The following is a 14,342-nucleotide window of genomic DNA, read 5'->3' on the forward strand; positions in this document are numbered from 1 at the left end:
AAAAAATTAAAACATTTAATAAAACACAAAAAGCACAGTTTATAACTGTGCTTTTTGTGTTTAAACTGGCTTGACTATGTTAAAAAAATAGTCGAACTTAATTTCTGCTTTTCAAAAATGCTAAATAATTAATAAACAGAACGAATTAGCGACAATACTCTATTATTAAGTATCGATTCACCACCATTTACCTTCCAACGCACCTCTATAGATTCTCCAATTGCAAGAGTAGTAATCATTGCTTGTAGAGAAACAACTGAACTGTTCAATTTAATTATTCTACTAGAATTAACGACCTCAAATCCATTTTGATATATACTATAAGTTGTAGCATCTCCAGACATTGTCCCAGGAGAGTACTCCGCTCCAAAATGTGTACCTACTATTGTTATAGCTCCCAATCCTGTTCCAACATCTCCAGTAATCGAAGAAGTTGCCGTATCTGAAATTGCTCCATTAGAGCTCCACATTGCAAGTGTAGAAAGAACTCCTAAATCAATAAACGAGTCACCCAATGGAACTGTAACAATACAACTTGCCGCTATACTTACAGCTCCAGACTTTGTAAACATTCTTCCCTCTAGACTTGAACTAGCGCCTAATGAAATAGCTCCGGCTAAAGAAACTAAAGTTCCTTTCATCGCAGCTCCTGAAGCAGTAGACATAGCTGCCTGAGACATCCAAAATACATTATTAGAAGTTGCTCCATTAATTAAAACTACACTTGAAGTCGCTGCAGTAGTAAATGCTCCAGTGCTTCTAATAATAAATACAGAATCTGAATCCCCTCCTCCATCAAGAGTAAGAACACCCCCTCCAATCGATGCTGCTCCTGCAACATCGTAGACGCCAGGAGACAAGACTTCTCCTCCTGTAAAAACAGCAGCATGAGGCACACCTCCTGGCATAGCTGTTAAATCTTGATAAACTTGGTCCATATCAATAATAGCTTGACTACTACTAAATGATGATGATCCTTCTAAATTGTTTTGCTGAGCATTAAACAATACAAGAAAGGTACCTACTTGAGGAGACACTGTCATACCTGGCACCAATAAACTACTTGTAGATATGGTACTAATAATATCATCAAAAACTACAGAACCAACAGTAGGCTCATCATACCCTTTTACACCTACCCAAATAGGATTTAAAGGAGTTCCTGTGTTTAATTGTCCATCATTATAAGATGTATTATAAATCATTAAACCATTCGCTGGCAACACCATATTATCTCTTTCGGTTGTCGTTAATCTTGGCATTAAGAATCCTTTCTCAACAGAAAAAACATCTAACATAGAGGAATCATCTGGCACCTCGGTTCCTATACCAACCTGAGCATTTAGACTAATTGAAAATAATAAAACAAACGAAATTAAAAAATGATTGAAAGTAGGTTTCATAAATGTGTTTTTTTTGTGTTAAACAAATTAAGTTCAGTATAATTTATACCTCTATAAATAAGATTTGTTATAATAAATTAAAGGGTACTCCGAAACTGAACGGATTAAGAAAGTGAATTAAAAATAATGTTAATATAAAATAAAACAGAAAAATAAAAATGCTATAGATTAACAGGAACCAATCAGTTTGAGTTGGTTGTTTTAACAGAGTAGTTCTAAATTTCTAATGAAACCTATAGATTTATTGGTGCTAATGTAAACTATAATACATTAACACAACATAAAAGACTTAATTTACTAACTTTAAATCAATTCCTTAAGATTTGCTTAAAGAGTAAGTACTACAACAAAAAACCTTTACTATAAAACAAAAAAAAGCACAGTTATAAAAACTGTGCTTTTCGCTTTACTATCTTTTTACTATTTAGAATGCTTTATGAGATTCTTCGACTCCAAATATATTCGGAATACCCTGAATGACATAAATAAATAATTTTAAATCTCACGATTAACATCCCAAGCCTCTAAATAATCTTTTACTGCTTTAACAAATTGACCTCCAAGTGCACCATTTACCACTCTGTGATCGTAAGAGTGCGATAAGAACATTCTATAACGAATACCAATAAAATCGCCATCTGGAGTTTCTATAACAGCAGGTACTTTACGTATTGCACCTAAAGCTAATATCCCTACTTGTGGTTGATTAATAATTGGTGTTCCCATAATACTACCAAACGTACCAACGTTAGTTACCGTATACGTTCCACCTTGAATATCGTCTGGCTTTAATTTATTATCCCTTGCTCTACCTGCTAAATCGTTAACAGCTTTCGTCATACCAACTAAATTAAGCTGGTCTGCATTTTTAATAACTGGCACTATTAAGTTTCCGTTACCTAATGCAGCAGCCATACCAAGGTTAATATTTTTCTTTTTAACGATTGTATCGCCTTGTAGAGAAATATTCATCATTGGGAAATCGCGTAATGCTTTTGCAATAGCTTCCATAAAGATTGGTGTAAACGTAAGGTTTTCGCCTTCTCGTTTCATAAACACATCCTTCATTTTCTTTCTCCAATTCCAGATATTAGTAACATCTGCCTCTATAAAACTTTGAACGTGTGCACTAGTTTGCACACTTTCTACCATGTGATGTGCAATAATTTTGCCCATTCTGGTCATTTCTATAATTTCATCACCTTCTGCAGCCATAACTGGAGCAGCTGTTTTTTTAGCTACTGTTTTTACAGGAGCTTTAGCAGCTTGAGTAACTGGAGCAGCAATAGCTTGAACTGGTTGCGAACCTCTAGTTTTTAAATATGCTTGCATATCTGCTTTGGTAACACGGCTATCTTTCCCAGAACCAGGAATAGTATCTAATTCTGCTTGTGCAATACCTTCGGCTTTAGCCATATTTTTTACTAATGGCGAATAAAAACGTTCTCCATTAGAACTAATTGGTGCAGCAGTTTCTTGAGCAGCAACAACTGTTTGTGCTACATCTGCAACAGCAGGAGCTGTTTTCTCTTCTACAACTTCTTGTGTTTTTTGAGCTTCGGCAGAAGCATTACCTTCACCTTCTGTTTCAATTACAGCGATAATTTGCCCAACTTGAACAACATCGTCTACATTAAAAAGTATTTCTACTAAAACGCCATCTACTTCACTTGGCACTTCGCTATCTACTTTATCTGTTGCAATTTCTAAGATTGCTTCATCTTGTTCTATAGTATCACCAACCTCTTTTAACCATGAAGTAATTGTTGCCTCAGCAACACTTTCTCCCATTTTCGGTAATTTTAGTTCAAATCTTGCCATATTAATAAAAAATGTGTCTTTTTATAATTTTAGAATGCAAAATTACTAAAAAATAGTCTATTTACCTGACTATTCAATATAATTTTAAATTCTATTATTCTAATACTATGATACTTAAAAGTGTACCAGCTCTCCTCTACTTTTAGAGGAATGACTTCCAAGTATAAAATTAGCGTTTTTTGGAAGTATTTTGAATGATATATTTTTATTTTTTTCTGAAGTTTCCATTTGCTGAATAATCTCTTGAAAACTAATGCAATTAACATCGAAAATAACTTGAGTTCTATCTTTTATTTCAGAAAGATTAGAAACTTGTTTTACGGGTTTCGATAGTTTACTCTTTAATGCTTCATTTTTTGTATTCGAAACCAAAGTATAGTTCTCGAAATTTAGTTTTTCAACTGAAGCTTTACCTCCAAATAATCTTGCAGATTGTATTCCTAAAAACACTAAAGCATCGAAAACAATATTACTTTTAAAATGTTTTTTATAGAAAATTTGCATTGCACCATAAAAACGCTTCGCATAGGTTTTGTCTTTTAAGGTACTTTCTCCTTTATAATGGATAACTGAAGTTTCTCCAAAATAGAAACTTTGATATCCTGCTTTTTTTATCTTGTAACTTAAATCTATGTCTTCTCCATACATAAAGTAATCTTCGTCGAAACCTTTAACTTCGTTATAAACACTACGTTTTAGTAACATAAAAGCACCAACAAATACATCTACTTTACCAATTTCACTTTCTTTTAAATGGTTTGCGTAATAGTGTTTAGAATTCCCTAACGCTTTATTAATTGCAATTTTGGTTACAGGAACATTACGTTTACTTTCTGGTAAATAATTTCCGTTGCCATCGATTAATTTACAACCAACGATTCCGAGACTCTTTTGTTTTTCGGCGAAAGCCAAAAGTGTTTTAAAAGTATTTTCTTCAACAACTGTGTCTGGATTTAGTATGCAAAGGTATTCGCCTTTTGCTTGCTTAACACCAATATTATTACCTTTAGAAAAACCAGAGTTCTCTTTATTTTCTATAAGTTTTACATTTGGAAATTTCTTTTTTACCATTGCACAACTATCATCTTGAGAGTTGTTATCGATTACAATAATTTCGGCATCTAAACCTTGAATAGCAGCTTCCACGCTTTGCAAGCACAACTGTAAAAAGTAGTGTACGTTGTAGTTTAATATGATTATAGAAAGTTGCAAATGCAATTAGTATTTTAGTGAAGCTTCAAACGGAATACGGTTTAATATACTGCGTCCAAGTGTAATCTCATCGGCATATTCTAATTCATCGCCAACCGAAATCCCTCTCGCAATTGTTGATGTTTCGACTTCTAAACCGTTTAGTTGTTTAAAGATATAGAAATTAGTTGTGTCGCCTTCCATAGTTGGACTCAATGCAAAAATGAGTTCTTTTATATTTCCAGTTCTTACTTTTTCTACTAAACTCACAATATTTAAATCGTGAGGACCAATACCTTCTATAGGATTAATTTTACCTCCTAAAACGTGATATAATCCTTTATGAGATGCTGTGTTTTCTATTGCCATAACATCGCGAACATCTTCGACCACACAAATAATATCGTCTTTTCTTAACGGATTTGAGCAAATTTCGCATAATTCTACATCGCTTATATTGTGACACGATTTACAGAATTTTAAATCTTCTCGCATATGTGATAATGCATTAGACAAATTTAGCGTTTGCTCTTTGGGTTGTTTTAGTAAATGTAATGCCAAACGCAATGCTGTACGCTTACCAATACCTGGTAATTGCGAGATTTCGTTAACTGCATTTTCTAAAAGTTTTGAAGAGAATTCCATAGAGTGCTAATTTATAACTTAGCCACGAATTTCACTAATTTTCACTAATCTATATTTGATGACTCTTGTAGTTTTGTTTGACACGAATTTCACTAGTTACTACTAATTTCTATGGGATTACTCTGGCATTTTTAGACACGGATTTCACTAATTATCACGAATGATTACTCTGGATGTTATTACCTAGAGATTCGCAGAATTTTCACAGAGATTTACAGAGTTCACTCGATTTTTTTTTACTTCACTATTCGCAGTTTTTTAACTTTAAACACTTTCAAACTATAAGCACTTGTAACTTTTCCGTATTTTGGCTCTCAGAAAACCACCTACATGTCAGCAACTCAAATACTACTACTAATTGCAGCCTATTTTGGCGTGCTTATATTAATCTCATATTTTACAGGAAAAGAAGATACAAACGCTGCTTTTTTTAAAGCAAATAAATCTGCTCCTTGGTACTTAGTTGCTTTTGGAATGATTGGCGCATCACTCTCTGGAGTTACCTTTATTTCTGTTCCTGGTTTAATTGCTGGACAGCAGTTTGCTTATATGCAAGGTGTTTTTGGCTTTTTTGTTGGATACTTGGTGGTTTCGTTTGTTTTAGTGCCTTTGTACTATCGTTTAAATGTAACGTCTATTTATCAGTATTTAGAAGAGCGTTTTGGTAAAGTAAGTTATAAAACTGGTGCTTTTTTCTTTTTACTTTCTAGAGTTACTGGAGCTTCTTTTAGATTATATTTAGTTGCACTTGCCATGCAATATATTGTATTTGAAAGTTTAGGTGTTCCGTTTTGGGTAACTGTGGTTATTTCTATATTATTGATTTGGCTGTACACTAACAAAGGAGGAATTAAAACGATTATCTGGACAGACACTCTGCAAACCGTTGCCATGTTAACTTCTGTTATTGTTGCCATTGTTTTAATTTTAAACAAACTCGATTGGACTTTAGCCGAAACATTTGCCAAAGAAACGTTTAAAAGTAAGAGTCAGATTTTCTTTTTCGACGATATTAATAGTAAAATAAATTTCTGGAAATATTTTATTGGTGGTATTTTTATTACGATTGCGATGACTGGTTTAGATCAAGACATGATGCAAAAAAACTTAACCTGCAAAAACGCAAACGAATCTAAAAAGAACATGTTATCCATGTCGGTTTTATTGGTTATTGTAAACCTTGTATTCTTAACACTTGGTGCTTTATTATTTATATATGCGGAACAGTTTAGTGTTAAAATTCCAGAATTAAACGGAGTTACTAGAACAGATTTATTATTTCCAGAAATAGCAATGAATCAAGGTCTTGGCAAAGGCTTAGCCATTACCTTTATTATTGGATTAATTGCTGCTGCTTATAGTAGCGCAGATTCCGCTTTAACCTCTTTAACAACCTCTTTTTCTGTAGATTTTTTAAACATTGAAAAACGACCGCTAGTAGAGCAAAAACCTTTGCGTAAAAAGGTACATATTATCGTTTCTTTAGTACTAATTGTTGTTGTAGTTATCTTCAACTCTTTAGAAGGTAGCGTAGTAAGTAACCTCTTTAAATTTGCAACATTTACTTATGGTCCTTTACTGGGTCTTTTTGCCTTTGGAATTTTAACCAAAAGAAGCATTAAAGATCAATTAGCTTGGGTTATTGGTTTAGCATCTATTGTAATTACTTATTTAATAACGTTAGCTCCAGCAACTTTCCCAGATAGTTTTATTGGCAGTTATGCTTTTCATTGGGAAATACTACCATTAAATGGGCTGGTTACCTTTTTAGGCTTACTAATAATTTCTAAGAAAGAAACTTCTAATACTGATTTGTAGATAATAAAACCAAAGTACAAGCAACTTCAAATTCAATATCGTTTTCTTTTAAAATAGTATAAAATTCAGGATTCTCTGTGCCTGGATTAAAAATAACACGCTTCGGATTTAAAGACACAATGTACTCGTAATACTGTTCTTGTCTTTTTGGGTTTAGATATAAAGTAACCGTATCTATATTCTTATAAGGCTTTAACTCTGTATCTAATGTAACACCATGCTCTACTCCTTCTCGTAAACCAAAAGCCACTGTTTCATGGCTGTAGTTTGTTAGTTTTCGCATAGCCATGTTAGAATAACGCTGTAGTTTTGTTGATGCTCCTATTACTAATGTCTTTTTATTCATATCAATTTATTTTGAGGCAATTCCGCGAAAGCGAAAACACCTTTTTGTTAAAACAATGTTAACGTTTGTTAAAAACAGTAACACAATATAAAATTGGTCGTCTTAATATTAATACCAAAACAAAAAATCAATCAATCAATCAATCAATCAATCAATCAATCAATCAATCAAATGAAAAAAATTATCTTCCTTTGCTTGTTACTAGTAACCACATTAGTTCAAGCGCAAACTTCAACAAAGCAATTACCCACATTTAAAACTGGTATTATTACTGGTACTGTTTTAGACGGAATATTAAACAAACCCTTACCATATGTAAATGTCGTTATTCGCGAACTCAACGACAAAATTATTACAGGCGGTATTACTAAAGACGATGGTAGTTTTTACATGGATAATATTCCCGAAGGCACCTCTAAAGTAAGTATCGAATATTTAGGATACAAAACTGTAAGCAGAGAAATAACTATAGACCGAAAAAACAATAAAATAGATTTTGGTGAAGTAAAAATTTACGAAGCTGCAACTAGCCTAGACGAAGTAGAACTTACTGCCGAAGTCTCAACTATACAACAAAAAGTAGACAGAAAAGTTATTACTATTGGTAAAGACTTAACAACATCTGGTCCAACTGCAAGCGATATAATGAACAACTTACCAAGCGTAAGTGTCGATTCTCAATCTGGAGCTGTTAGCTTAAGAGGAAATGCTAATGTACGTGTTATGGTGGATGGAAAACTGTCTAATGTTCCTGCAGCGCAATTGTTAAAACAAATTCCTTCTACTTCTATTAAAAGTATTGAATTAATTACAAATCCGTCTGCAAAGTATAATCCAGAAGGCATGAGTGGATTAATAAATATTATCCTAAAAAAAAATATAAAAATTGGTTTTAATGGAAACATTAATCTAGGCTTAAACTACCAAGACAATGCTAAATTTAATAGTTCTATAGATATGAATTACCGTAATGGAAAATTAAATTTCTACGGTAATTATGGCAATAACATTTCTTACAACGACAATAGCGGTTTAATAAGTAGGCCAGCAAACAACTCTGAACAGGCTTTTGCTTTTAAAGACAATAATAAAAATCATTTATTTAAAGCTGGAGTTGATTTCTATTTAAATGAAAAGAATACTGTTTCATTTTTTACTAATCAAAGTATTACAGATGCGAAAAACAAAGGTACAACTGATGCTTTGTTTTATGATATGCCAAGCCTAAACCAATATCAAGTTTTCGATAGTAAAAACGATAATAACTCGTCGCAATACAATTTTGATTACAAATTAGAATTAGCAAAAGAAGGTTCTAACCTAGAGTTGGAAGTAGATTATAATGTTTTTGACCAGCAAGAAGATGCCGATTTTAGGTTTTCTGGAGCTGTAGACTTAGACAATTACTTAGATTTTGTAACTACAGATAGAGAAAGCACTACTGTAAATTTAGACTATGTGAACCCGTTAAGCGACTCTGTAAAACTAGAAATTGGAGTACAAGCGCGTTTGTTTAATACCAATATAGATTATAATTCTACTGGAATTTCACTAAATAACATGGGTGTTTTTAAACCAACACCAAGTACAATTTTCGATTACTCAAGAGATATTTATTCTGCTTATGCTACTTATGGCAAAACTTTTGAGAAATGGACGTACCAAATTGGTTTACGTGCAGAAAATGTAAAAGTAAATGCGGATGCTTTATCTACTGAAGCTACAAACGAAACAAGCTTAATAGCTTTCGATAATGATTATTTTGAAGTTTATCCTTCTGCTTTCTTTACGTATTCTCCTTCAGAAAAAAACGCTTACCAATTAAGTTTTAGTCGTCGCGTAGACAGACCTGGAATAGGACAAATAAATCCTATTAGAGAATGGAGCACGCCTTTAATATCTTCTTTTGGAAATCAAAACTTAGAACCACAGTTTACAAACTCTATAGAGTTAAATTATACTAGACAATTAAAAGCAGGAAGTGTTACAGCAGGTGTTTTCTATCGTGCAATACAAGATGAAATTAACCAAGGTATTACTATAGACAGAACAGATGTTACTTCTGGTCGTCAAATTTTAACACATAATAATTATGATGATACTGCTGCTTATGGTTTGGAATTATCAAGTAATTACAGACCTACAAAATGGTGGAGTTTAAATGCTAGTTTTGATGCTTACATGCAAACACAAAATGGAATTACAGAAATACTTGACGCTCCCTTAGAAACGGCAACTTTAGACGATATCCAAACAAATGTGGTTGAAGTTGATAATTTCGCATACAACTTTAGAGTATTCAACAATTTTAAAGTTACAAAAAAGATTAGCTTATCTGCTTTCGCTTTTTACCGTGGTTCTGCCGAAGATTTACAATTTAAAAGTGAACCAATGTATTTTGTAAATCTAGGTGCAAGACATGATTTTGCAGATGGTAAAGGATCTTTTAGTTTAAATTTTAACGATGTATTTGGAACACAAGAATTTGGTTTCACAGGAAACAGACCTTACAAACAAGTAGGTGCCTTTAATTGGGAAAGCCAAACGATTTTTGCTGGTTTATCTTACAGATTTGGAGGCGGAAAATACCAAGCAAAATCTAGAAAAAACAGAGATAACAATGAAAAATCTGGAGGTGGATTTTTATAGAAGATAGATTTTAAGAATACTAATTAGTGTTTTAATAACCTTATTAATAGTTAATGGTTAGTGTTATACAAGGTTATTAAATAAGAAAACCCAAAACTTGATCAGTTTTGGGTTTTTGATTTTTATCTCTCAAATAGCTTTTAAAAAAAGTTAAATAAATATTAAAATTTTAAAACGTACTATTTACGTTAAACCATCGTACATTTGCGGCGATTAATTCTTTAATCCGATTTTCTAATCGATATAGAGTTGGTTAATAGCGATAAAATCCTGAGACTTATGTTTCAGGATTTTTTTTTAATAAAAATATACGCCGTCAATGTTAAAAACATGTTAAATACTGATTATCAGTGTAATAAAATTAAAATTTAAACGTCTATATAGAAACACAACATAGTTAACGAAACATTTATTTGAATTAGTCTTCCATTAAAACGTTCGTAAACACGTTAAGTTTATATGATTAATAGCAAGAAATCCCAATGTTGACGCATTGGGATTTCTATTTAAAATTCTATATTAATGTTAAACTATGTTAAAGTCTAATTTCTAATGCAATGAAAATAGAAAAGACACATCTAAAGTATAACACAACTTAGAAAAACGAATAGTTAAATTTGAATTAGTCTTCCACTTTAAAATTCGCCAAATAGTTAAGTTTTCATTATTAATAGCAAAAATCCCAATGTTGACGCATTGGGATTTTTAATTTTTTATCTCTAGTACACTTATGTCATTCCTGCGAAGGCAGGAATCTTATTAATATTATCTCATTTTAAAATTGGATTCCTGACTTCGCAGAAATAACAATAATTTTCAATTATAATTTTTATTATGGATTCCGTATCAAGTACGCAATTACAGACCGTTTATTATTTAATCTTTTAGCCCGTATTAAGAGATTGCCACGTCACTAAAAAGCTCCTCGCAATGACAGTTCGTTAATGAGTTTACCATTTAATAATAACACTTCCCCAAGTAAATCCACTCCCAAAGGCAGCTAAAACCACATTATCTCCTTCTTTAATTTTTCCTTCTTCCCAAGCTTCACATAAAGCAATTGGAATAGAAGCAGCTGTAGTGTTTCCGTATTTTTGGATGTTATTAAATACTTGGTCGTCTGTTAACCCAAATTTTCTTTGAATAAATTGTGCTATACGTAAATTCGCTTGATGCGGAATCAACATATCAATAGCATCTTTATCAAGATTATTTTTGGCTAAACCTTCCATAATTACTTCACTAAAACGAACGACTGCATTTTTAAATACAAACTGTCCATTCATGTGTGGAAAATAACTTTCGTCATTAGGATCGTTATCTGCTATAATATCATTTACCCAACGTTTTCCCATTCCTGGTGCAACAAGTACTAATTCCTCAGCATGTTCTCCTTGAGAATGTAAATGTGTAGATAATATTCCTTTTGTGTTATCTTCTTCTCTAGTTAAAATTGCAGCTCCTGCTCCATCTCCAAAAATAACGGTTACACCTCTTCCTCTAGTGGTTTTATCTAATCCATGAGAATGTAATTCGCTACCAATAACAAGAATATTTTTATACATTCCAGTTTTTATAAAGTTATCTGCTACAGAAATAGCATAAACAAAACCAGAACATTGATTTCTAACATCTAATGCTCCAACCGTTTTAATATCTAAAGCGTGTTGTACTTGTACTCCTGGTCCAGGAAAATACATATCTGGACTTAAAGTTGCAAAAATTATAAAATCGATATCGTCTTTATCTATTCCTGAACGTTCAATAGCTTGTTTGGCAGCCTTTACTCCCATTGTTGCAGTTGTATCTCCAGAACCTTCTTTTACCCAACGACGTTCTTTTATACCTGTACGTTCGGTAATCCACTCATCATTAGTATCCATCATTTTAGATAGATCTGCGTTGGTTACTACATTATCTGGGACGTATTTACCTAGTCCTATTATTTTTGAATTGTACATAAAATGCTGTTTTTTTACTTCCGTGAAAACGGAAATCTCAAGACTATATTATTACTATAATTTGTAGTGCAATTTAAGTTTTTCAGTTATCATCTATCTTAAATTTGTTTTAATTCATTATGCATGCATAATAAATCGATTTTAATGAAGCTGTTAAATTAAAATTGACACTTTGTCACTTTTTACTAATTGGCATTTTTGTTGACTGTTCAATACTAAAGAAATTAATAATGTTAAACACGTTAGTTTGAGTTAGAGTTTTAAGTAAAGATATCCTGAGAACTTCTCGATACACTTTTCGCTTTACTCAAAGCACTCGAAATGACAAAAAACAAACAGATTCCTGCCTTCGCAGGAATGACAAATAAATATTATAATTATGGCAAAAGGAAATATTAATGTTTCAGTAGAAAACATTTTCCCATTAATTAAAAAATTCTTGTACAGTGATCACGAAATATTTTTACGTGAACTTATAAGTAATGGTACAGATGCAACATTAAAACTAAAGCATTTAGCTAGTATTGGAGAATCTAAATCGGAATACGGAAATCCAGTAATCGAAATTAAAATTGATAAAGAAGGTAAGAAGCTTCATATTATCGATCAAGGTTTAGGTATGACAGCCGAAGAGGTTGAGAAATACATTAACCAAATTGCATTTTCTGGTGCTGAAGAGTTTTTAGATCAGTATAAAGATTCTGCTAAAGATTCTGGAATTATAGGTCATTTTGGTCTTGGTTTTTATTCTGCATTTATGGTTGCCGAAAAAGTAGAAATCATCACTAAATCTCATAAAGAAGGAACAACTGGAGCACATTGGACTTGCGATGGTTCTCCTGAGTTTACTTTAGAAGCTTCAGACAAAACAGACAGAGGAACAGAAATTATTCTTCATATTGCAGAAGACTCTACAGAGTTTTTAGAAGAATCTCGTATTAACACTTTATTATATAAGTATAACAAGTTTATGCCTATTCCAATTAAATTTGGAACTAAAGAAGTTAACGATCCAGAGCACACACCAACAACTACAAAAGATACTGAAGGTAAAGAAACAACTGAGCCACAGAAAAAAATTACTGTAGATAACATTATCAACAACCCTAATCCTGCTTGGACAAAACAACCAACAGAATTAGAAGGTGACGATTATAAAAATTTCTACAGAGAATTATATCCTGCACAACACGAGGATCCATTATTCCACATTCATTTAAATGTAGATTATCCGTTTAATTTAACTGGAATCTTATATTTCCCAAAGATGACTCAAGACATGAGCATGCAAAAGGATAAGATTCAGTTATACCAAAACCAAGTTTATGTAACCGATAATGTTGAAGGTATTGTACCAGAATTTTTAACCATGTTACGAGGTGTAATCGATTCTCCAGATATTCCATTAAACGTATCGCGTTCTTACTTACAAGCAGATGGTGCTGTAAAAAAGATTTCATCTTACATTACACGTAAAGTTGCAGATAAATTAAAATCGTTATTTAAAGAAAATCGTGAAGATTTTGAAGCAAAGTGGAACGATATTAAAGTGGTTATTGAATATGGTATGCTTTCTGAAGATAAATTCTTCGAAAAAGCAGATGCCTTTACTTTATACCCAACAGTAGATAATAAGTATTTTACTTACGAAGAGTTAGAGAAAACTATTAAAGCCAACCAAACAGATAAGGATGGTAAAATGGTAATTCTTTACACTAGCGATCAAGATGCACAACACACGTACATTGAAGCAGCAAAAGCTAAAGGTTACGAAGTATTATTATTAGATTCTCCTATTATTTCGCATTTAATGCAGAAATTAGAAAGCACGAAAGAGAATATTACATTTGCTCGTGTAGATGCAGATTCTATAGAAAAGTTAATTAAGAAAGATGAAACTGCAATTTCTAAATTAGACGAAGACCAAACTAAAGTATTAGACGAGTTATTGAAAGGTGTAATACCTTCAGATAAATTCATGGTACAATTAGAAGCTCAAGACAGCGAAGCAGTTCCATTTATGATTACGCAACCTGAATTTATGCGTAGAATGAAAGAAATGCAAGCGTCTGGTGGTGGAGGCGGAATGCAAATGTTTGGTAACATGCCAGAAATGTATAACTTAATTGTTAATACAAATTCTGATTTAGTTGGCGAGATTTTAAATACCGAAAACAAAGAGATTCAAGAACGTTTAATAAGCCAAAGTTTAGATTTAGCTAGACTATCTCAAGGTTTATTAAAAGGAAAAGAACTTAGTGATTTTGTAAAACGTTCTTACGAAATGATAAAGTAAGATTACATTTCTATTGCAGTAAGCAAGATGAAACAACCTTATAAATAAAGCATTTTTTCGCTTTCTCGGAAACACTAAACCACCTTTCGAGGTGGTTTTTTAGTGCTTGACTTTGTGACTTTTTTAAGCTAATTTCGTTTAAAATATTTTACATTTATTTTTTAACAACTAAGTATAAAACGTGCTTAAATAGTATCAAAACAACTTAATAC

Annotated in this window: 9 protein-coding genes; 3 read left to right on the forward strand and 6 right to left on the reverse strand. The window is 32.2% G+C overall.

Annotated elements, in window-relative coordinates; all coding sequences use genetic code 11:
• Positions 1-128: 128 nt before the first annotated feature.
• The 4 genes from CW733_RS08590 to recR all read right to left on the reverse strand — a co-directional run bounded on the left by CW733_RS08590 (position 129) and on the right by recR (position 5,060).
• On the reverse strand, positions 129-1,403 hold the full coding sequence (locus CW733_RS08590; RefSeq protein ID WP_100996805.1) for an ice-binding family protein: 1,275 nt from the start codon (positions 1,401-1,403) through the stop codon (positions 129-131).
• A 495-nt stretch (positions 1,404-1,898) separates the two neighbouring features.
• On the reverse strand, positions 1,899-3,224 hold the full coding sequence (locus tag CW733_RS08595; protein WP_100996806.1) for a dihydrolipoamide acetyltransferase family protein: 1,326 nt from the start codon (positions 3,222-3,224) through the stop codon (positions 1,899-1,901).
• Positions 3,225-3,338: 114 nt separating this feature from the next.
• Positions 3,339-4,436 carry a glycosyltransferase family 2 protein gene (locus tag CW733_RS08600; protein ID WP_100998748.1) on the reverse strand — a complete coding sequence of 366 codons (1,098 nt, stop codon included), beginning with the start codon at positions 4,434-4,436 and terminating at the stop codon, positions 3,339-3,341.
• A 6-nt stretch (positions 4,437-4,442) separates the two neighbouring features.
• Entirely contained in the window at positions 4,443-5,060 is a 618-nt protein-coding gene (gene recR / locus CW733_RS08605) for a recombination mediator RecR (RefSeq protein ID WP_100996807.1), read from the reverse strand.
• A gap of 330 nt (positions 5,061-5,390) precedes the next feature.
• Here recR and CW733_RS08610 point away from each other — a divergent pair, with 330 nt between their 5' ends.
• Entirely contained in the window at positions 5,391-6,878 is a 1,488-nt protein-coding gene (locus tag CW733_RS08610) for a sodium:solute symporter (RefSeq protein ID WP_100996808.1), read from the forward strand.
• On the opposite strand, the gene CW733_RS08615 is transcribed toward CW733_RS08610, so the two are convergent.
• Positions 6,862-7,224 (reverse strand): CoA-binding protein, encoded by a 363-nt coding sequence (locus CW733_RS08615; RefSeq protein WP_100996809.1) that lies wholly within the window; start codon positions 7,222-7,224, stop codon positions 6,862-6,864. The genes CW733_RS08610 and CW733_RS08615 overlap by 17 nt on opposite strands.
• Before the next feature lie 171 nt (positions 7,225-7,395).
• On the opposite strand from CW733_RS08615, the gene CW733_RS08620 reads away from it, so the two are divergent.
• Positions 7,396-9,873, forward strand: coding sequence for an outer membrane beta-barrel family protein (locus CW733_RS08620; RefSeq protein WP_100996810.1), 2,478 nt, complete (start codon positions 7,396-7,398; stop codon positions 9,871-9,873).
• Between the two features lie 950 nt (positions 9,874-10,823).
• Here CW733_RS08620 and CW733_RS08625 read toward each other — a convergent pair.
• Positions 10,824-11,834, reverse strand: a complete 1,011-nt coding sequence (locus CW733_RS08625; RefSeq protein WP_100996811.1) for a 3-oxoacyl-ACP synthase III family protein — start codon at positions 11,832-11,834, stop codon at positions 10,824-10,826.
• 379 nt (positions 11,835-12,213) lie between these two features.
• Here CW733_RS08625 and htpG point away from each other — a divergent pair, with 379 nt between their 5' ends.
• Positions 12,214-14,130 carry a molecular chaperone HtpG gene (htpG, locus tag CW733_RS08630; protein ID WP_100996812.1) on the forward strand — a complete coding sequence of 639 codons (1,917 nt, stop codon included), beginning with the start codon at positions 12,214-12,216 and terminating at the stop codon, positions 14,128-14,130.
• The last annotated feature ends 212 nt before the right edge of the window (positions 14,131-14,342 follow it).

Source organism: Lacinutrix sp. Bg11-31 (genome assembly GCF_002831665.1).
Classification (GTDB): Bacteria; Bacteroidota; Bacteroidia; order Flavobacteriales; family Flavobacteriaceae; genus Lacinutrix.